This is a genomic window from Paenibacillus sp. HB172176 (genome assembly GCF_011947265.1).
GTDB lineage: Bacteria > Bacillota > Bacilli > Paenibacillales > Paenibacillaceae > Pristimantibacillus.
In genome coordinates, this window is the sequence record NZ_JAATHD010000012.1 from 111,165 (window position 1) to 134,128 (window position 22,964).

Genomic DNA, 22,964 nt, shown 5'->3' on the forward strand with positions numbered 1-22,964 from the left:
TCAAAATTTCCGATATCAGGATGACTACGAAGTTGTTAACGTGATTCGCTATTCCATAAATCCAACAAGCGTCAGGAACCTCTTGATCATCACTGCAGCCTCGGCGCGTGTGGCTTGCGCATCCGGAGCGAGAATGGCGTCGGACTTGCCGTTCACGATGCCGATTCGAATCGCTTGCGCCATCTCCGTCTGTCCCCAAACCAGTTTGTCTGCATCCTTGTACGATTTCAGAACGGCTTCCGTTTGTTCCGCCGAGTTGTCATACGCAGCAGGATTTCCCTCCGCATAGGATACAGCCCGGATAATCATTGCCGCCAGCTCCTCGCGAGTGATGGTTGCATTCGGATGGAAGCTTCCGTCCGTATAGCCGTTGATCATTCCGATGCTTGCTGCCGCTGCCGTAACCGGAGCGTACCAGGCCTCCGAATCAACGTCGGTGAAGGAGGAAGAGCTCTCGTCTGAGACGGAGATGCCAAGTGAACGAATCAGCAATGCGGCGAATTCCGCACGGGAAATGCTGCGGTCTGGCTCGAATTCCGTTGCGGTGACGCCATTCACTACCAGTTTGTCGGCCAACTGTTCAACATCCGACTCCGACCAGTGACCTTTCAAATCCTCGAATGACTTGTTGAATTTTGCAACGGTATAGATGCTGCTGCCTGTTCGAAGGAACGTCGCTTCCGAATCCTGCATGCTGCTTGGCACGAAGGAAAGCGAGTGATTGTCCGGATCAAATCGCACAACGACAGATGAAGTGGATGCTGCATCATCCAGTTTAATGGATCGCTGCACGTATGCATTGCCGAAACTGTCGATCGTGAAGGACTTGCCGTCTTTCGACTCTACGACAAGACTGAAGTCAAGAACATCCGAAAGAGCTTCTCCGCCTAGCGAAGAGATCATCTCAGCCGCGGACTGCGCATCATCGTCCTTCGCCGGAGCGATGCGTACACGAACGCTCAGCTCGGCAAGCGGAACGTTCCACTCCTTGGCAAGCTGCTCCAGCGGCAGCACCTTAAGCGGCAGGAGGAAGGAGCCATGCGCCGACTTGATCTCCACTTCCTGATCCGCCATAGCAGCAGGATCAAATGCGGATACCGGCAATATAGCGAGATCGCCCTTTGAGTGGATCTGTACGAATTGCGCCTTCTCCAATGCTGTTTTAAGCTTCTCGGCGTTCACGTTGCCGTCAGTGCCGGCTGGAATAACGCCGACATCAGTCGAGTCACCGCCATTATTGATGGAACCGCTTGTGTTCTCATTGGAGCCCCCAGAGTTATCAGGATCGCCTGGATTGTCAACTTCAGCTTCCTTCGGCTCCAGCACGGTCAGTTCGGATGCTGCCAGCGTCACGGATACGATCCCGTCTTCGGAAGGAAATTCTGTGCCTGTCTTCAGGTTGATAAGAGCTTCCGCAGACGGCAATTCAACTATCGTTTCCGCATCGCTGTCATTCACGGCTGCGAAGACTTGACGAGCATCAGCCGTTTCCAATAGATAGACTTCGGCAGAGCTTTCGCCAAGCTCAAGCTTCTCGGCCTTTTGCAAACCTTCGGAGCCTTTCGCTTTCGGGTAAAGCACAGTCAAGTAGTTCTGGTTCGGATCATTCGTGACGCGAATATAATCCAGCTTCTTTTCCCCGTCGACTGAAGGAACCATATCGGTTGCTCTTCCCCAAGCCTGCGTGATCGAAGGGTTGGCCGGCTGGAGGATGGTCGTCTCCAGATCCATGTTGTATTGTCCGGTTGAGGTGACAACATTGCCGTCAATATCCGACAGCTCGGAGGCTGCTACAGGCAAATTCCAGATCGTGCCGGTCGAGGCGTTATTGATCTGATCCCAAATGATGAAGGCTTCGATTCCATTCTTCACATAAGCGATCTTCCGAGTCTGAGAGCCGGAGGAGCCAGAGTTTGGATCAGCTACTTTGAGCGACATCGTATCAAGCTGCTCATTGGTTGTAAAGGCTTGCTCCGTGCTTGTCGTCGGCGTATTCAAGTAAGAGGTATTATCTGATTTCTTGAACTGCACCGTCGCATGAGCGGAAGAACCGACATACCAGGTCTTGGTTCCGGCAAAATAACTCTCGATTCCGGGATCCATGACAAGCGGCGTGCTGCCCGCGTACAGGGTGAAGCTTCCTTGGTCATAGTGACCATGTCCGAGCGGCTTCCGATTAGCCATGATCGACATGAATGTGTCGTCAGGCGTACCATAATGATTGCGGAGCATGACCAGTCCTACATCCTTGTACTTGTCGGTGGATTGCAGCTCCAGAGGCGCATAGGCCGGCGTGAAATCGAGCGGAGTGAAGAAGCTCTCCAACAGAATGGTTTCGACGCCGTTATTCGGCAGCCTGCTGCCCGCTTTCACCCAGGTTTGATACATCTGAGAGGCAAGCGCCTCGTTGCTTCGGGCTACTTCGTCATAATACACGCCCAGGAGCGAGAATTCATTGCCTGAGGTCATGAGGTCATCGCCAAAAATCGGCGAATTGATGGTGTTATTCGTATATTCGTAAGCTGGAGTTTGAACCTCCATGTTGTATTGAAACATCTTCACCAGCTTCGGAAGGGCGAACCAATCCTCGCCGGTTTGATAGCGAAGCGCTTTGGCATAAACGCCGAAACGTTGCAGCACGGCAAAATGATAGCGAAGGGATTCCGGCCATTCCCCTTCTTCGCCTACTCCGTAGAGGAGCTGCGCCTTGATCAGCTTGTTCGCGTTCGCAATGTATTGCTTGCTGTCATCCAGCTCCGGATACACCATCGCGAGCATGGCTGCTCCGATAACTGCGTCGGATTCCCAGTTGCTCGCGCCAAGCTGAACCGAATAATCATCGATTTCATGCCGGTCTCGGCTGTCATTGAGGAACAGCATAAAGTAATTCAGCTTCTGCATCAAATCCTGATACTCTTCCTCCGAATAGACGCCGGAATTTTTAATAAAGGTCGCAGCGGAGGCAATAATGGAAGCAACCCGTCCGCCTTGCACTTTGCCGTATGCATCGATGTTATCCGGCCGCGAATCCTTGACGAGCCAGTGCTCCGCGCCTTGAAGAAAATCATTTAATTTGAGATATATCTGCTCCTTCGTTTTCTCCGCATAGGTGATGTCGCCTGTTATTGCGTAGACAAGCGCATTCGCTTGAACGTTTTGGTTGGAAGGTGGACTCGGCATCGACTTTCGATTGGTTGAAAGTTCAGCGGTGCCAATTGCCGCTCCGTTGACATCCCGATAAGTGATGATTGCTTTGACACCGGTCTTCAGCTTGCCGTCAATTTTGGCGGCAAAGGTCAGCGTGTATGCCAGGCCTGAGTTGACCTCGATCTGTTGATCCGAGGTCCACATGCCCTGATCGCCCGAAGTCGGATTTTCCATGTAGATGGAGCGGGTACCATCATTGCTGTAATGTTCCCGATTCTCCCATGTCATAACGGGATTTCCTTTGACGACGGTCGGTGACCAATGCTCGGGATTGGCAGAGCCATCCTCGAAATCGGCGTTCCAAATATCGAGATCCGCCGTGTCGGGAGGAGAGATCTTCACGCTGTCCACCCACGCATGGCCGAGCCCGCCCGTTTCATTATCTGCGGCATCCAATGTGAATTGAAGCTGAATCGATGCAGTGCCGGCAGGAGGAGTGAAATTCAATGTCTCTGAATGGCTCCAGAGCTTATAGTGCTCATTCATAGATTCATAATTAAAGTCATCTTGCAGGAATAGCTTCTGTGCGATCAAATCCTCTAAGGATTCTTGATCCGCTAATTGCTTCGCTTCATTATATTTGTCAGCCAGATCGGCATTCTGTTCGATCTTTGTCTTCAGCTCGGTCAAATCATCAGAGGAGAAGTAGAGCGTGGAGTCCGGCTCTGCATCGGTTCGTAAGAGCTGGCTGTCTCTCATATCCTTCATGGCATCATACACATGAACGAGAGACTCCGCGATATCTTCCACATTTCCCCCGGCTTTGGCAGCCTCTGCGGCAGCTATGCTGTCGTTCACGCCATCTACTGTCTCCTCGGGATATCGCCAAGCCTCATTGCCGACATTCGCTTGCTCGACCAGATCGCTTGCTTGACCGATGATCCGATCATATTTCTCCTGCAGCTTCGAATCCATCACTTGGTTCAAGCTTAGCTCCAGATAAGGGCGATTAGCGGCGAGAGCCGTTTGACTGGAATGAATTTCTGACGCCCAGCGAGTTCCCGGAGCGTTACTGAAGCTTAGCGTCAATATTTTGTCGCCAAGCAATTCCAGGTTCACAGGAGTCGTCAGATCTGCTGCACCGGCACCGGCGACATCCTTTGCTCCAAGAATAAAGGAGCTGACGACGGGCCCAAGTTCAGGGTCGCCGGCTTCAGGATACACAAGCGTATCCTCTTGCCAATCATCGCTATTTTCGTAGTGAACCTCTGTCGTATTGCGGTCGTTCTTCCAGTTTGTCACATGAAGCCCGGCTTTCTTGATGCTGCCGCTCACTTCGGTCAGATCAAACTTCATATATGCGCTGCGACCTTCGCCGTAGATTATGCTGCTCCCGTTATGCGGAGCTGTTTTCTCAGTTGTCCAGACGAAGGCGTCGTCCACCGGGAACAGCTGAATCGTGTTGTAGGTGCCGGCCAAGATATGATTGTCCGGATATAGCGCGATAAGCTCCTTGAGTCCGTACTTCTGGGAATAGGGATGCGAAGCCTTGGAATAATGCTCGATAGCGAATTGAATATCTTCATCCGGTCTGGGCGCATAGAATGCCCGATTGCGCACAAAAGGCACTTGATAGTTGCCGTTTAGTACTTCCTCGGCATGATTGATCTCCTCGCGCACGGCTTCCTTCGAAGCCTTCGTATACATCTCCGGATCGATGAGCAGCATCGTCTTCGCTTCCCATACAAGGGCGTTCAATTGTTGGCGATAGACAGAAAATTCAAGCGTGTTCGCTTTGGAATCGATAACCCGGTCGGAAATGATCGTGCTGCCAATATAGGCTGTGCCCGCCTCTCTCAGTTGCTTGATCGCGAGCTCGAGATCGCCGTCCAGGCTGGTCAATGCGTCCTCTGCGTCCTGAATTTGCGAGAGCAGCTGATCTTTCGCGGATTGGGGCACTTGTCCAGGGGCCGTTCCAACAGCGTATTGCTCCGGCAGCTGCCCGGCCAAAGCCAGCATAGCCGTTAAGGCTTGTTCGCTCGAAGCTGTGCGGACGCTAAGCTTGGGCACGAGCATCTGAATATCGACGCTGTCGGTAATCTCGCCGTACTGTATTGTTGCTGTCAGCGTCACATTCGCATCATGTTCGTTTGCCGCAGGGCGGGAGACTTCGCCTTCATTTGATAGAATAGCTGGAAGCTCCGAGGTCCAAGTAATGGTCGAGAATCCATAAGAGCCGACGGGCTGCAGATAGACGCTGTCATAGACGGTCATGTTGTTGTATTTCTCCACAAGCAGCTGCTTGTCTGAAGCAACCCGCTCGGAATTGCTTGGCGTGGGCTGCTTCTGAACCGTCACATGAATATCCGCCGTATCCGCCGCATTTCCATAGGATAGCGAGGCTGTCAACGTTACCGGCACATCAGCTTCGGTATAGGCAGGCCTTGTAACGACTCCTTCCGAGCTGAGGACAGCGGGCTCGCTCGAGCTCCACGAGATGACTGTATTCGTAGCGCCTTCAACAGGCAATGTCACATTATCTGTAACAATCGTGTTGTCGAATTGCTCGAGCAGCCGCGCTTTGTCATTAGCGACACGCTCTTCTTCCGTAAGATTCCGAAGCGTCGATATTTCCAGCACGGGTCTCCATGAGGCGGTTGCATGCTCCTTGGATGCAAGATCCGTTCCGGGGGTTGCGTTGATGCTGTCCCTCATAAAGACGAGAGACAGGAGCTTGTCCCCATCAGCCTCCGTTATCACGGCGTTCGTCAGATTGATCGGGATCATCGTGCCGCCTCCGCCGCTCGCGACGCAGGGATTGCTCGCGCAGGCATCGGCGATCAGATTTTCGGCAGGCGGGTTTCCAGTGAGACTGCCGTAAGTTACGGTACTCTCCGACCAGTCGTCATCTTCGCTGCGATACACGGAGAAGTTTGCCGAATTCGTATTGGTTTTGTAAAGCTTGAGCGTGGCGCTCGTGATTGGGTCTGTTATGCCGGAAAGGTCGAATTTCATCATGAACTGTCTGCCCGCTCCAAGGATAAGCGTTCCCGCTGCATAATTTGTATTGGCATTTCCGCTGTGCACGCTTGCATCGTCGGTTGGACTTAGCTTGACAATTACAGAGCTTGGCGAAGTCGAGCCCCCGTCTGCATAGACAGCAGGGGCAATGCCTGTCAATAAGCCGAACAATAAAGTTGCGCTCAGAAAGAGCGAAATCTTTCGCTTCCAGTAACGATCTCTCATGTTTCTTAAAACCTCCGTTTTCTCGCGAATAGTGGTTTACATTTGTAACCGTTTGCACTTAATGTTGGTCATTCACCTCCCGTTAGCAAATTATCACAATTGAAGGTTCGGTTTCTTATGATCGTGAAAATTTGAACATTGATTTGATGCGAAAGTTGAATATTGAGCATTTCGTTACGAATTGGTGCTAGCGCATAATCTTTCAATCTGTCATTCTGTTCGAGCAATACTTGAAAGAGGTGAGAGAGATGGCGATCACAACGAAAGCCAGAGAGAAGCTTCAAGGATTGGTTAATCGAGCGGAGTCTATCTTAGGCTCAGGAGGCCGTTATTATACGGAGGGATCCAAGCTGGCGTTGATGGATATGCTGCATGCAGCGCGCAGAGCATTAAGGGATGATGAAAGCCTTCCTTTTAAAAGAAATCGGGAATTCTACCTTCCTCGCGAGGAAGAGGCGGTGCTGTGCGCAACAAAGCGATTCACGATGGTGCCTCCTTTCGCTGCAGGAAGCAGCGTGTACGGACGATACGGTCTCGAGCCCGCGCTTGAATGGTTCGAGAAGCAGGATATGCGCTATGAGGGCAAGGAGAAGCTTCCCATTAAAGCAGAACTGGCGCTGGCGAAAGCGATGGAGCTCTTAGAGGAAGCGAGAATCGGTTCGGAGATTGGATGCTATAGCGAAGAAGCTATGCATCGTTTGAAGGCTTCTGCGGAAGCGCTGGAGCAGGCAAGAGAAAATTTGAGTCAGGATAATTCCGGTGAAGAGCTTGCGGCTGCAATTGTGGATTGCTTCAACCGCGTTCGCGAATTTCGTCATTCGCGAGTGCTCCGATCCCATATAGATCCCGCAGCTTCCCTCTACTTGACGGGGGAAGAATTGGAGGGAATAAAGAGGGCCGTCTCAACAGATAGTCGGGTTCGGGGGCAATATGAAGAGATTGCAGGCATAGCCGAACGCTATACGCTGAGTGAACTCGAGAAAGTCTCGGCTATGATCATGAACGAAGAAGCGGATTACGAGGCGTTGAACCGCGAATTCTACTTATGGAGCCATACGGATAAAATCGCGAATTTCAAAGCGCCTGAGCATGCGGCAACGGCTTCTCTTTCTTTCATACTCCCTTGCGTGGAGAATGAGGAGGAGGGCTTGGGTCATGTCTGGATTGACAATCTCGAGATTTTGTCAGCAAACGGCGGAAGCATTCCGATTCGTAATGCGGGATTCGATTCGGGAGAAGCAGCTCCTGCCGGTTGGGTACCGGAAGCGCGACAAGGAAATCCCGTCATGAAATGGGAGCAGGAGTATCCTTATAGCGGCGGTGGAGACCGGAAGCAGGCAGAGCCGGCTAATCCTTCTTCGCAGATCGTGCCTCGATACGAAGAGGGTGATTCCGCAAGATCGCTCTATCTTTGCAATCCAACAAAGGAAGATGAGGGAGCCTGGACGTACGGGGAACGCTTCGCGGTAGAGGGCGGAGCCGGATATACGCTGACCTTCGCAGCGAAGCTTGACGGAAAGCTGAAGAAGGGTCTTCTCGCAGTGATCACGTTCTATGACGAAGCAGGTCAGCCTGCTGGTGTGTTCGAATACTGCTTCAACCGGAAGTCATCCATTCCCGGCGGCCGCTTTCAACTGGCAATGCAATGCGATGCGATCCAATATGCGATTACCGGCGAGCTGGACTACGCTCGCAAGGTCAAACAAGCCTTGCTCTACATTCTCCATGACTTCTGTCAAGGCGCCGAGCATTGGTTGACGATGAACTCGCGACCCGAGGGAAGCGACAGCTACGGGGCGGTTCAAGGCGGGCGGCTGCTGAGCAGCGCCGCGGTCAGCTACTCCTTCATTAAGCAGGCGGATATCTTCTCCAGCGAGGAGAAGCAATGCTTCTATGGAAGGGTCGAATATTTGCTCCGCTATATGCTGGATCTCAGAGATCGAACCGAGTGGACGAGACGCGAGGCGCAGGAGGGCTGCAGCAATTGGCAGACGGATATGTGCGCGGGTGCCGGGCTTATGATGATGACGCTGACGGATTTCCCCAATCGACTCTCCTGGCTATATAATGCGAACACGATACTGAAGGCTCAACTGGAGTTGAACGTGAACGCGGATTCGTCATGGCCCGAATCGATCAGGTATCATCATGCGGCGCTTGAGAGATTCGCGGGCTATGCGAAAGCCGCTCACAATGTTCTCGGGGACAATTGGTTCGAGACCACGCCTCTTGCAAGAATGTTCGGATTCAGCATCGATATGCAAACGCCGGGCTACGCCTACTTCGGAGGGCGAATCGGCACGCCTCCATTCGGCGATCATGCCCTTGGCGGAGGTGGAGAATTCGGCAGCTTCGCGACGTATTTGAGCGATATCTCGAAGGTCGATAAGCCTCTTGCGGACCGCATGCATCATACATGGACAGCGGCAGGCAAGCCGTTCAAGAAGCTGTGGGGAGAAGGCATTGCGCTGGAGAACTTGATGGGGCAAGGAGAAGGATATTTCCCATCCGCGCCTCTGGAGCTGGATTCAACCGCTGATTTCCCCGATGCGGGCATCTATATTTTCAGGCGGGATGCCGGGGGTTCGAGGCTGAGCTACTTTGCCATTATGTCCAGTCCCAAACCGATCGCGCACGGGCATCTGGATCAAGGCTCGTTCATCCTGTACAAGAATGGCATTCCACTCGTTATGGATTCAGGAATCGAAGGCTACTTCGACAGCAGCACAAGCTGGCATATCAGCTCTTATTCCCATGCTTGCCTGCAGTTCGCGACGCAACAGAAGCCATCCGACATTCGGAAGGCGGGAGACGGAGCGATCAATCTATCCGCAGGCACATACAGTCTGGAGCGAGGCTGGGCGGATGTTCCGAGAACCAGTCGGGTGCTGGATGTGAGGCTGAGCGAGTCCATTGACAGCATTACGATCGAGATCCTGAATCCTGAGGGAGCGGGTCGGCATATTCGCCATGTGACATTCGTTAAGGAATGGGATTTGTACATCCTTCGCGACACGGTCCTGGATTTCAACGGCAAGATTCAATTCACCCTTCCTGTCGCGGCGGAGCGAACGGTCATTGAGGGAAACAGACTTTATTCCGAAGGAGCTTACAATGTTGATCTGGAAACGTTGTTCTTAAGTCCGTTGCAATCGCTGGGGCTGGAGAAGGGACGTTCCACGCCGTTCTTCGACAGCGGAGAGCCTGATGTCTCGATGATGGATTATATACGAGCAGTCGCAGAGGCAAGGGATGGTTTCCTGACCGTGCTGTATGGGAAAGAACATTATCAACGGAGCCTGCTAGCCGAGCTTGAGCAGGATGGAACGCTAATGCTGGACACAGGCGATGCTTCCGTACGACTGAGGAGAGTCAAGGATCAGGAAGGCATTGAACGGTTTGCACTCGAGTCGACAAGGAGGAAGAGCTGATGGTTGCGCATATCGATTTGCTCAAAGAATGGGAGACTCGTGGCATTCGCGCGGACGAGGGCTTCTGCTTGCGCGATAAGCTGACGTTGACATATCCGAATAACGGAACAGGCTGGTATGGGATCGGCTTCGAGAGAGGGAATGATTCCGCGCAGGACGCCCTGGATTGGTACGGCTTGATCCTTAGCGTAGAAACGAGAGATGACATTGCCGAACTGAATATCGAAGCGCATTTCGCGGATCATCGAAGCGTTCATGCTTCTGCGGCAGTAGCCGGAGCAGGCGTACACGAAGTGAAGGTGAGCTTGGAGGATTTCGAGATTGAAGCGGCCAAAGCCAATCAATGGCGGTTTCTGAAGAGCTTCGAGCTGCAAGGCCATGCGGCGCTTAAGTCTGCCCGTCTTGTAAGAGGAGAGCGGATATTCGTTCAAGCGAATGTTCGGGGCAAGGCTGGAGAGCCGGGCGAGGCGGTGCAATATGAAATGACAATATTCAACTGCACGGACGCCCGTCAGCGCGTAACGGTGAAGCAGCGCTTCCATGGCTGGGAGTCCTTACTGGCGGAGCTGTCTTCAAGTCAGTTCGATCTTGACCCGTTCCAAAGCAGGAAGATAACGGCCGAAGTAGTCGTGCATGAATCCATGGTTGCCGGAGGTCATGAGAACACCGTTCTCCGCTTCATTGCAAACGGAGACAGCGGCAGCGCTGTCCAAGTGGAGCTTAAGACGCTTCGCCGCCTTCCTCATCCTTACATCTATTGGACGAAGGAGAAGTGGGCGGAGCGCAAAGCGCTGATTGACACTCATGAACACTTCCGCCCCGGCTATGAGCGTATTCTGTCGGACGCTGACGCGTGGATTGTCAAGCCGCCAGTTCCCGTGGAAGAACGAGATTATTGCTATGACACACGCGAAGAGCATTATATCATGTCCGCCGCTTACGCATATGCCCTGACCGGGGAGAAGCGCTATGCGGAGAAGGCGGCGCAATTCCTTCGTTATTTCATTGATGAAGAGACAGGATATCCGAAGAAGAAAAAGGGCTGCAGTCAAAGCTATGTGCAAGAAGGTCATTTCTTCCAGCATCTCGCCATACCGTACGACATTATTCATGATGCGGGCGTGCTCACTCCTGAGGAGCATCAAGGCGTGGAGAAATGCTTCCGCATCTATATAGATATATTGGATCATCACATTCGCAGCGGGCATATTTCCAACTGGCTTCTATCCGAAATAACGGGAGCCTTCTATTGCGCTTTGGCGATTCAGGATATGGAGAGAGCGCTTCGCTTCCTGGATGGTCCCGGCGGCTCGATCGAACAATTGAAGTACGGGCTGTTCAACGACGGCTGGTGGCATGAATGCTCGGTCGGCTACAATATTTGGGTGTCATCGATGTATATTCATACCGCTCATGCGTTGCTGCCGTTCGGGATGAACATCCTTCATAAGCAATTTCCCGTTCCGTTCAATCAAGAGGTGAGCAGCACCTATAACGGAGAGCAAGCCGAGGTTAGCTTCGGCATGCATAACAAGAGATGGGGCGGCAATCGCAAGAGCTATATCTGCATCAAGGATATGTTCGACGCAACCATTCCCTTCCTTGATTACAGAGGCGTGCTGTTCGGCATCAGCGATTCCGATGAGAAGAAGCTCGAAGGCGTGCATTTCGGAGCGACTTATGATTTGGCATATACGTACTACAAGGATCCTGAATACATTCCGGTTATTCAGATGAACAACGAGGTGGATCCCATCTTCGGTCATGCCAAGCTTCCGGAATACGAATCCTCTTATTCGAGCGGCAATGCATGCTCGGATAATGTAGGCGTGCTCATGCTTAGAAGCCAGGGGGAAGGCAGAGAGCAATCGCAGCAAATTCAAGCTGTGCTGCGATACGGCTCTCACGGCTATGCCCATGGACATTATGATCGAACGGAGCTGCTCTCTGTTATGCGCTATGGAAGAAGCTTCTTCAATCCGGAGCATGTGTGGTGGGGCTACGCTCATTTCATGTACAAGTTCTATGTCCAGAACTCCCTCACGAAGAATATGGTCGTCGTGGACGGGAAGATGCAGCAGGCTTCTGACGCCAGACGAACCTTATTCTACAGTGGAGAAGCGATTCAGGCAGCAGCGGTGGAAACAACTGCCGTATGGTCCTATCCGCCCTATGGCGGCATGATCTATCGGGATGGCGAGACGCTGGAGCAGCGGGCGGAGATGAACGCCAGCTTCCTGCCGCCATCGCCGGAAGATGCGAAGTACGGCGAGATGTCCGAATGCACGGAGTCCGTCCATCAGAAGCGTGTAATGGGCGTTACGGATGATTATATCGTCTTGTTCGATTATGCGATCGGGGAACGGGATCATCAATTCGATTGTCTGTTCCAGATCAAAGGCTTCAAAGAGCTCGATGCGGAGAGATTGACAAAGATAAAGCACACGAGTCAATGGTCGGATAACCCCTTGTCGGATGCTCAATTCATGACAGACTGTCATTGGTATCAGGCGGAAGGAACAAGCGTAGCGCGATTCGAGACGATATTCGGCGAAGGAGAGGATCTGCGGGGAACGAGATCGCATTATAACGCTCCCGGTCTGCTTAAGATGGATGTGCATGCGGCGTGGCCTAAGCAGACGGAGCAGATTATAGGACGAGCCGCCGAGGATCACGGCATTGCCATTCCGATGGATTATACGGTGGAGGCTGATGGCAAGCCGCTTGCGCAAGGCGGCTTTGGAGCCTGGATTCTTGGCGAAGGCAAGGTGGATGTCTCTCTCGGCGCTGATGTTAAAGCGTTGACGCTGCGGGTCAAGAATCATCCTGTCTACACCGAGCAGAAGTATCCGATGCGGACGAAGCAAGGCTTGTTCTGGGGCGAGGCTTATTTGATCATGGGGGATGGGAAGAGGATACAGCTCAGCGAGCTGTCACCTGACTATGTGAATGTGGATACCGGCTGCGGCATCGGGAAGGATTATGAAGGCGGACGAGTGACGATCGTAGGGAATGAATATGGTAATGCAGTCCCGACAAGCCCCATCGATCATGAGCAAGAAGCAGTGATCCGTGTCAGCCTGGAAGGTCTGGACGCCGTTCGCTTCATAGGTTTGATTGGAGCGGATGCATTCCCGGGAGATGAAGCTCAGAGGCGAATGACATACAGCATTCGCACGCAGGATGCAATCGGACGCTTTATTACGGTGGTGGAGCCTTACGAAGCAGACAGCAAGATTCTCAGTGTTCAAGCAAAGGATGCGAATTTGGTTCGCGTCGAGCTGACAGACGGCCGGGTGCAGGAGATTATGGTGAGCAGTATCGAATCGGAGAACAACGCTCTAGAGTTCCGAGAATATGTGGACGGCAGTCTCATTCGAGCGGAGCAGGCAGTTAGGGAATAAGCATTAACGCTCCGTATGCATAAGGGACTCAATCTCCAGGCGTGAAACAATGGTTTCACGCCTTTCCCATGCAGAAGTTCTTAAATTACCATCACCTCAAGCTTAAAAAACAGCATACCAATCCGCTCCGCCTTTTTCTATAATGGAGAATGCTGTGAAGCAGAACGGGAGGATGCCAATGAATAAAGCGCGACATTTTTTCATGAAGAAGAGTCTGTTGATCCGAATCATTCTATCCTATCTATTCGTCGGTTTATTAGTCATAGCCGCGCTTACGCTTGCGATCACCTCTAAAGTATCCGAGAGCATGAAGACGGAATTGACGCTTTCGACCGATCGTTCCTTGGAGCAATCCTATAATACAGCGAACATTTTATTGAATTCGACTTACCAACATTTTGCAAGCGCTTACGGGTCAGCTGATATACAAGCCGGCTTCTACGCCAACGATTTCAATACCGCACTAATGGGAAGAATAGGGGCGGAACTGACGAATTTGGCCAATACGAATCCGATGGTACACTCTGTTTATTTGGTCAATACGCGGCATGAGCTCGTCTTCTCTTCCTTAACGACCGTCAGATCATTCGACGAATTCTATGATCAGCAGATTCTGCATTTGCTCCAGAATACGCAGACCCTGCGCGGCAGCGTATTCATTCCCCGGCATACGTCGTTCGTCCATGACACGAAGCCGTTCGACGGCAATTTAATCTCGGTAGCGTATATGAGCACGCGGGACGAGAAGGCAGTGAATGGCGCGATGATCTTGAATTTGGACCAGCAAATTTTGCAGAACATGATGATGAACGGAACGGACAGCGACTCCTTCCAGTCAATGATTCTGAATCAGCAAGGCATCGTTATTTCACATTCGAATAATGAATTGATCAATACGAATATATCGGAATCTGAACCCGTTCAAGCCATTCTTGATTCAACGGCGTCAAGAGGCGTCATCGAAACAAATATTGATGGAACAGGGCATCATATCTTCTACATCAAGTCGGAAAGCTTGGGCTGGATCTTCATTGGCGATGTGAATTACACGAATCTGTTAAGCAAGGTCAATGCAATGAAGCAATATATTCTTACTGTCACCGCCATCATCCTGCTAATTGTTATCGTTAGCGGCTTCTTCTTCACTCGAATGATCTATGGACCGATTCATCGGCTCGTCAAGAATATTGCCAAGTTGCCCGGCTCGGAGCATTCGACGCATGGGGTAAGCGAATTCGATCTGCTGTCGAATGCGTTCCAATTCATGGAGCGTAAAGTGCAGGATATGCAGATCAGCATGACAGGGTTTCAGAATACAGAGCGAAACGAGGTGCTGAGACAGCTCCTGTCGGGAGGCTGGAGCAGCGAGGCGGAGATGATCAGCAGAATGTCCCGCATCGGCATTGAGCTTCCATCTCAGGGCTTCCAGGTTTGTATGCTTAGGCTGGATGAGATGAATGAGCTGGCGGAAGCCTACAGTCCTAATGATCTGGCTCTCTTGAAGTATGGAATTGCGAATATTGCCGATGAGATCGGCAACACTCATTTTCCTGCCTTCAGCTTCGATGGAGAGGAGGATCGGATCGTCATACTGTTATTGAAGGCAAGCGAGTCGGAGCTTCAGATCCGGCAGCTGTTAAGCGAAGTCCAAGCAAGCACGGAGCATTATCTCAAGCTGTCCGTATCGGCTTCATACGGCTCGCATGCGGCGGATCTCAGACAAATTCCCAAGTCATGGCAAGCCGCTTATGATGCCTCGCGATATCGTCTGGTATACGGAAAGGGCTGCTTCATTCCCGCCGATGTGGAGCAGAACAGAGAATCAATCCCGGACAGCGTATCCGCCCCGATGGAGAAGCAGATTGCCGACAGCATGAAGCTTGGAGATGCAGCGAAGACCGCTTGCGCGATCAAAGCTTATTTCGAAATGCTGCAATCGGCGCCGTTCGATGAAATGATGTTTCTTCTGAATCAATTGCTGTTCACCGTAACGCGCACATCCAAATCGATGGCAAACGGGGATCTGACCAGCACGGGCAATGATATCGCTTCCCTGGGCCAGCAGCTCTACAAGTGGGAGACGCTGGATGAGATGGAGGAATGGTTTGTTGGACTCGCGGAAACGGCGATCAGCTTAAGAGACAACCAGTCCTCGCAGAAGAATGTTCTGATCGTAGAAAAGCTGAGGAACGAGATTCATCAATCGTACATGGATGCAAGTCTTACCGTTGAGAAGCTGTCAGAGGTAGCGGGACTCTCCGTCAACTATATGAGGAAGATATTCAAGGATATCACAAGCACATCTCTGAACAAGTATATAAGCGATTATCGCTTTGAGAAGGCGAAGGAGCTGCTGCTGACGACAGATTTGCCGGCGAATCGCATTGGAGAGATGGTCGGTATGGACAATACGAAGTACTTTTATATCTCCTTCAAGAAGTATTCCGGGAAGACGCCTGATCATTTCAGGAAAAGCAGTGAGCCTCCTTATTCCTCGGAATAAAGGGGCTCACTGCTCATCTTCGGCACTTTTTAATCCAATCATAAGATTTTGAACCTCTCCAAGCCTTGAAAATCATGCTTTTTATGCGAATTTTGAGGTTTTGCAATTGGATTTGAGCAAGTAAAGTGAAGTCATCACAACAGCAGCGCAGTCGAGGAGGATTCGAATGAGTGAGAGAGCAGCAATTCTACCCGAGCAAGCTTTCAAGGAAAGAAGGAAGCGGGGAAAGCTCGGAACATTCTTTTTTGAAATGACTAGAAACAAGTTCCTGTATCTATTGGCGCTTCCAGGCATGATATGGTTTTGCATTTTCGCTTACCTGCCTATGGGCGGCATCGTTATAGCTTTTCAAGATTTTAAAGCGATGAGCGGCATAACTGGCAGTGAATTTGTGGGACTGAAAAATTTCAAGTTTTTCTTCGCGTCGAATGATTGGATTCAGATCGTAACGAATACGGTGTTCCTTAATGCTTTGTTCATTGCTTTCAGCACCCTTGCATCGATCGCGATCGCCATCATGGTGACGGAGCTGGGAGGAAAATGGTTCAAGAAGATTACTCAGTCCGTTATGATCTTCCCGCATTTCCTGTCCTGGACCGTTGTTGCGATGTTCGTCATGGCGTTCGTCGCGACGGATGGGGGCTTTATTAATCAAATTCTTTCGATGTTCGGCATTGAACCTATTCAATTTCTATCGCTTGCCGGATATTGGCCGGTCATTCTTGTTTTGCTTAAGATTTGGCATGGAGCGGGCTTCGGATCGATCGTCTACATGGCGACGATATCTGGAATTAATCCGGATATCTATGAATCGGCTTCCATAGACGGAGCGAGCAGATATCAGAAGATCCGCTTCATAACGCTGCCGCTTCTTAAGCCAACTGTCATTCTATTGCTCATTCTCGCGGCAGGAGGCATCTTCAACGGTGATTTCGGTATGATCTACGCGATAATCGGACGCAATCCACTGTTGTATCCGACAACCGATGTAATCGACACCTATCTGTTCCGCGCGATGATGGATCTGGGCGATATGAGCATGTCGGCCGCGATCGGCTTCATGCAATCTCTGATCGGATTTGTGCTGGTCATTACCGTGAACTATATCGCGAAGAAGACCGCGCCTGAATCCGCTATTTTCTAATAAGGAAGTGAATTGCATCATGATAAGAGAAAGCTTCTCGGATCGACTGCTTAGAGGACTGTTCTATCTATTGATCGCCGTATTCTCCGTCTATTGCCTGTTGCCGTTCTGGTCGGTTGTCGCAAGCTCCTTCGCTACGGAGGCTTCCATCCTGAAGGACGGCTATACCTTCTGGCCGAAGCACTTCAGCCTAGAAGGCTACAAGCTGATCTTCAAGGATAACACCATCTATCGGGCCTACGGCGTCACCACCTTCATTACGCTTGTCGGAACATTGATGTCCATGATTCTAACAAGCGCAATGGCGTATTCTTTATCGGTCAAATCGGTCAAGTATCGCAATTATATCGCGTTCTTCGTCTATTTCACGATGCTGTTCCACGGAGGACTTGTTGCCTCCTATCTCTTGATCTCCAAGTATCTGGATATGAAGGACACGATCTGGGTTCTGATTATTCCCAGCATGATGAGCGCATGGAATATGTTCCTGCTCCGCAATTTCTTCGCCTCCATTGACGATTCCATTGCGGAATCGGCCAAGATTGACGGGGCGAATGATATCTATATCCTGTTCCGCATCATTCTGCCGATCTCACTGCCGGCTATGGCTACCATCGGGCTGTTCTACGCGCTTGGCTATTGGAACAAATGGTTTGACGCGGTTCTCTATATCAATGATAAAGATCTATATCCGCTGCAATATTTGATCCAGCGCATTATGAATAATCTCGATTATATTAATCAAATCTCATCGGATGTCCATATTCCGAATTTTATACCGCCGGCCATGACCGTTCGTCTGGCTACGACGGTTGTCACGATTGGTCCGATCGTGTTCTTGTATCCCTTCTTGCAGAAGTACTTCGTGAAAGGCCTCATGGTAGGCGCTGTCAAAGGCTGAATCCGCTTCACCGGCGGTTTAGTATAGATCCAATACTGAGGAAAAAAAAGGGGATGAATGAACGACATGAAGATGAAACGCATGACAACAGCTGTACTGACCGTCGCGCTTGCTGCATCAGTGGCCGCGTGCAGCAACAACAACTCGAATGAAGAGCCGACATCAACAGACGGAAACGCTGGCGCAACAAATTCGGCAAACACAACGAAGGCGCCAAGCGCGGTCACTCTGAAGGGCATGCTCTTCGGAGATGAGCCTCAGGATATGTCGCTTGTGCTGGACGAGTTCGAGAAACGCACGAAGGATACGCTCAATACAAAACTTGATATTCAATGGAATCCGATTGCTGATCACAAGCAGAAGGTTAAGCTGATGATGACTGCCGGCGAATCGGTTGACTTTGTCTTCGACGCTGATTTCCAGAATTTGAAGGAGCTAATCCCGCAAGGCGCTTATGCGCAGCTCGACAAGTACTTCAATAACGATGATTATCCGGGCTTGAAGGCAGCCTTCACGCCTGAATTCATCGAGATGAACAAGCGGTATGACGATCATCTGTATACGATTCCATTCACGCAATACTTCTACGATATTCCTGTCATCTATATTCGCAAGGATCTTCGCGAGAAGCTGGGCTTCAGCGAGCCGATCTCAAGCTATGAGGAGCTGCAGCAGTTCTATGACAAGGTGCTTGCGTCCGAGGATGGAATCACTCCGCTGGCTGTGAAAGGAAACGGCGGATTCCAGGAAGTACTCGCGCCCGAGAGAGAAGAATTGGATACCGTTCGTCCGGTAAATCTGGGCGGAATCGTGTATTTCGTCCATCTCTCCGATGATCTGAAGACGGTGCAGGATGTTGTCGCCTTCGGCGATCCCGCAGAGGAATGGGCGAAGCTGCCTGCGCCGTTCGATACGATGAAATCCGCTTTCGCGCAATATGACAAGTGGGCGGAGTGGAGCAAATATCTGGAGAAGGATGTGCTGAGCCAGAAGGATCAGAAGGCTTACTTCATGTCAGGCAAGGCGGCATCTTACTACGGAACCCTCTCATCGTACGCAGCGGACAAGAAGAAGCTGCAGGATACCATTGCCGGTTCCGATCTGGAGTTCTTCGTCTTCAAGGAGAAGATCCGCAACATGGAGCCTCATGCGATCTCGACAAACTATAAGGCGAACAACTCGCTTGCCATACCTGTGTCTTCCAAAAATATTGATCGAACAATGAAATTCTTCGATTGGATATTCCAAAGTCGGGAAAATCACGATCTATTCGAATACGGCATTCCAGGCAAGCATTGGGAGCCGGTTGGCGAGAATAAGCTGAAGCTGCTTGATGATTCCAAAAATTACACATTCCCCGGCTACGAGTTTACCTGGAATCCGACGATGATTCGCATGCCGGAGGATTTGGATGAAACGGCGCAGAAGTATTTGGAGTATTCGGCTAAGGCTGATACGTACTACTCTGCTGTATTGGCAAAATTTGCGTTCGACACCTCTAACGTGAAAGGCGAATTCGCTAATATTCAGTCCAAAGCGGATCCATTCATCCAAACGCTCAAAGCCGGTCAAGTGAAGGATTGGGAAGGGGATGCTGTCAAGCTGAACAAAGATTTGCAAGGGCTTGGATTAGATAAAATACGCAATGAGATTAAGACGCAGGTTCAAGCTTATTTGGATGGGGGCGGCAAGTAGGCCGTCGATTCTATCGATCGGAAGTTAAGGTACGCCGGGCAACGGAGGAAGCTCCGTTGTCTGGCTCTTTGCTTTGAAATATGGAAATGACTTTTGTTAGGAGCTGGTACTAAAGATGAATGAATTCAAAGCAGTTTCGCCGAATCATGCAATAGGTTTGAATGTGACAGTGGATGCGGGCGGACATCCCATTTATGAAGTGTTGTATAAAGACACTGTGTTAATTAACCCATCTCAATTGGGGCTGAGGCTTGATACGAAGGATTCGCTTGTCGATCAATTTCGAATCGTGAATGCGGAATCGAATTTCGTGAATGAAAGCTGGACTCCTGTCTACGGGGAGCGAAGTCTCATTCCGGATTGCTATTCTTCTTTGAAAATCAGCTTGGAGCAGATGGACAGCTTAAAGACGATGGAGCTGGAATTCCGCGTTTATAATGAAGGTGTCGCCTTTCGTTATGTTATTCCTGAGCAGTCCTCCTTGAAGAGCTTTATCATTACGAAGGAGCAGACGCAGTTTCATTTCCCTCCCGGCTGCTTCGGCTATGAAGAGCATGGGGCGGAAGGCGAATATGAACGAGTCAGCATCTCGCAGATCGGTTCATTATGCGAGCGGCCGCTGACAATCGCCTATCCTTCCGGTATATGGGCGGCGATTGCCGAAGCAGGCCAGAATGATTATCCGCGAATGCTGCTTGGAGCAGATTCTTCTCAGCCTGACACGCTGATTAGCGAGCTTAGCGGTCTAGTGAAGCATTTCGTCGGTTACGATAATATGTCCGAGCTCGATGCGCTGCCCCATGAGCAGAAGGACGCGCTCGCTAGAGTGGACGCTCCCTTCGAGTCGCCATGGAGAATCATCCTGGCAGGCGACAGTCCCGGAGAGCTCTTGGAGAGGAACTACTTGATCGAGAATGTAAGCAAGCCTTGCGAAATTGAAGACACTTCATGGATAAAGCCTGGCAAGCTGCTGCGCGAGATGACGTTATCTCCACAGGGGGGACGCGATTGCGTCGATTTCGCGGCTGAACACAACCTTCAATATATAATGCTGGATTGGGGCTGGTATGGCGATCCGTTCAATGACGATTCCTGTGCGGGAAATGGGGTGAATGATGTCTGGTTCTTCAAGATGGAGGAGGGCGTTGCTTATCCTAAGGCCGATATTCCAGCCCTTGTTCGCTACGCGGAAGCAAGAGGAATTGGCGTGATTCTCTATTTGGACAGGCGGGCAGTAGAGCATCAGATTGACCGTCTTCTTCCGATATATAAGGAATGGGGTGTGAAGGGGCTTAAGTTCGGCTTCGTGAATACAGGTCCGCAATACTGGAGCCGTTGGCTGACGGACACGATCAAGAAATGCGCGGACTATGGCCTGATTGTAAACGTTCATGACGCTTATCGTCCAAGCGGGTTTTCCAGAACGTACCCGAATCTGCTGACTCAGGAAGGCATTCGCGGCAATGAGCATATGCCGACAGCCAGACATAATTGCACGCTGCCGTTCACAAGATTTATTGCTGGAGCCGGGGATTATACGATTTGCTACTATACCGATCGCAAGCAGACAACCTTCGCTCATCAACTGGGAATGTCGATTATCGCTTACAGTCCTCTTCAATCGGTGCTCTGGTATGATAAGCCTTCGGATTATCAGGGCGAATGGGAGCTGGAGCTGTTCAAGAAGCTTCCGACGGTTTGGGATGAGACAAAGGTGCTGATGGGAGAGGTTGGAGAGTATGCGGTCATCGCCCGCAGATCGGGCGAGGATTGGTTTATTGGCGCAATTACGAACGAGTCGGCAAGAGAGTTGAGCATTCCGATGGATTTTCTGAAGCGTGGACGCAGTTATATCGCGCAAATCTACAGAGATAACGATGTGGACAACGAGCCGACCCGGACCAATGTGGCAGGAGAGCGCAAGGCGGTTGGAGCTGAGTCGGTGCTTCAAGTCAAGATGGCAGCTGCCGGGGGGCAAGCTATTCATCTAATGATGAATGAAAGGGGCGAATGGAATGCGTGATCAATACGACGTCAAGCAATACGGCGCTATAGCCGACGGCAAGACAGTGGACACGAAAGCGATTCAGAAAGCGATTGATGATTGTTATGAGGCTGGAGGCGGCTGTGTCGTGCTGGCAGGAGGCACTTTCGTATCGGGAACTCTCTTTCTGAAATCGAATGTTTATTTGCAAGTGAATTCGTCTGCAGTTCTGTTGGCGAATCCAGAAATCAGCGATTATCCGGGCGGGACGCACTACAACCGGTATATCAATGAGAAGGATATGGACAGATGCTTTATCTATGCCGAGGATGCCTCGAACATTGGCGTGATTGGCCAAGGCGAGATCAACGGCAACGCAGAAAGCTTCCCGAATGAGGGGAGCATCGATCGGCCGATGATGATGCGGTTCCTGCGCTGCAAGCATATTCATGTCAAAGGTCTTCGACTCCACAACTCGACGGCTTGGACGACAGCCTTTCTCGACAGCGAGAATATCTGGTGCGAGGATCTTGATATCCGCAATGACAAGAAATATAACGGAGACGGCCTCGATTATGACGGCTGCACGAATGTGTTCGTGTCTAATTGCAAGATCTTGGGCACGGACGACAACCTCTGTCTGCAGGCAAGCAGCAAAGATTATCCGATGAAGAATGTGCATATTTCGAACTGTCACTTTACTTCGATATGCGCAGGTATCCGCATTGGACTTAAATCCGTTGGGGACATCTCCAATGTCGCGATTCACAATTGCACGTTCGAGAATGTATGGCGGGAAGGAATCAAGATTGAATGCACGGAGGGAGGCAGCATCACGGACATCGTGGCTCAGGGACTCCTCATGCGGAACGTGACTCGTCCGATCTTCATTCTGTTGAACAACAGACTTGATTCCATTGGCTCCTCCATCGGTCTGGAGGAGATGCCGGAGATCGGATCGCTGGAGCGGATCATGCTGTCTGATATAATTGCGACGGATGATGCGGAGATGTGCAAGACGCATTATCGCTTCAGGGACGATATCATGGGCAGTCCTTCGTTCAACGGCATTCGCATAGATGCGTGCGAAAGCCATCCCATTCGCGATTTGACGATGAGGAACATTTTGTATACCTCTATCGGCGGCGTGAAGAAAGAAGATATCCCTGCTGAATATCCGCTCGTATGGGACAGGAGGCATGAACATCCGGAAACCGTTTCCGAGAATTATTATCCCACATGGAGCCGAACGACCTTCATGGATGTCCGAAATGTCGAGGGACTCTCGCTCGATGGGGTGAGATTCCGCGCGTTGCGGCCGGATACGAGGGATTCTTTCAAGATTGAGAACTGCAAGGCCTATAAGGCAGATGTGACAGAAAGCTAGCTGAAACCATGAAACGCCGCCTTTGCCAGGCGGCGTTTTTGCCGTTCAAGAGAGCAAATAAATGCAATTATGATGCGAATTTGAGCATCTGTGAACAAAAACAGCAACGGAAGTTCTTCTAT

9 protein-coding genes are annotated in these 22,964 nt (G+C 50.9%); 8 read left to right on the forward strand and 1 reads right to left on the reverse strand.

What is annotated here, in order from left to right:
* Positions 1–48: 48 nt before the first annotated feature.
* The gene (locus HFP08_RS16565; protein ID WP_168121710.1) at positions 49–6,393 is read right to left on the reverse strand and encodes an immunoglobulin-like domain-containing protein; all 6,345 of its coding nucleotides are present in this window, start codon (positions 6,391–6,393) and stop codon (positions 49–51) included.
* 248 nt (positions 6,394–6,641) lie between these two features.
* Between HFP08_RS16565 and HFP08_RS16570 the strand changes: the two genes are divergently transcribed.
* The 8 genes from HFP08_RS16570 to HFP08_RS16605 all read left to right on the forward strand — a co-directional run bounded on the left by HFP08_RS16570 (position 6,642) and on the right by HFP08_RS16605 (position 22,842).
* Positions 6,642–9,824, forward strand: coding sequence for a heparinase II/III domain-containing protein (locus HFP08_RS16570; RefSeq protein ID WP_168121711.1), 3,183 nt, complete (start codon positions 6,642–6,644; stop codon positions 9,822–9,824).
* Entirely contained in the window at positions 9,824–13,228 is a 3,405-nt protein-coding gene (locus tag HFP08_RS16575) for an alginate lyase family protein (protein ID WP_168121712.1), read from the forward strand. Before HFP08_RS16570 ends, HFP08_RS16575 begins: the two co-directional genes overlap by 1 nt.
* A 178-nt stretch (positions 13,229–13,406) precedes the next feature.
* Positions 13,407–15,731: an AraC family transcriptional regulator gene (locus tag HFP08_RS16580; RefSeq protein ID WP_168121713.1), complete on the forward strand. Its 2,325-nt coding sequence runs from the start codon at positions 13,407–13,409 to the stop codon at positions 15,729–15,731.
* Positions 15,732–15,897: 166 nt separating this feature from the next.
* Entirely contained in the window at positions 15,898–16,875 is a 978-nt protein-coding gene (locus HFP08_RS16585) for an ABC transporter permease (protein WP_168121714.1), read from the forward strand.
* Between the two features lie 19 nt (positions 16,876–16,894).
* A complete protein-coding gene (locus tag HFP08_RS16590) occupies positions 16,895–17,776 on the forward strand; it encodes a carbohydrate ABC transporter permease (protein WP_168121715.1) in 882 nt (293 codons plus the stop codon).
* A 66-nt stretch (positions 17,777–17,842) separates the two neighbouring features.
* Positions 17,843–19,471 (forward strand): ABC transporter substrate-binding protein, encoded by a 1,629-nt coding sequence (locus tag HFP08_RS16595; protein WP_168121716.1) that lies wholly within the window; start codon positions 17,843–17,845, stop codon positions 19,469–19,471.
* A gap of 115 nt (positions 19,472–19,586) precedes the next feature.
* Entirely contained in the window at positions 19,587–21,494 is a 1,908-nt protein-coding gene (locus tag HFP08_RS16600) for a glycoside hydrolase family 97 protein (RefSeq protein WP_168121717.1), read from the forward strand.
* Positions 21,487–22,842 (forward strand): glycoside hydrolase family 28 protein, encoded by a 1,356-nt coding sequence (locus HFP08_RS16605; protein ID WP_168121718.1) that lies wholly within the window; start codon positions 21,487–21,489, stop codon positions 22,840–22,842. The genes HFP08_RS16600 and HFP08_RS16605 overlap by 8 nt, the downstream gene beginning before the upstream one ends.
* The last annotated feature ends 122 nt before the right edge of the window (positions 22,843–22,964 follow it).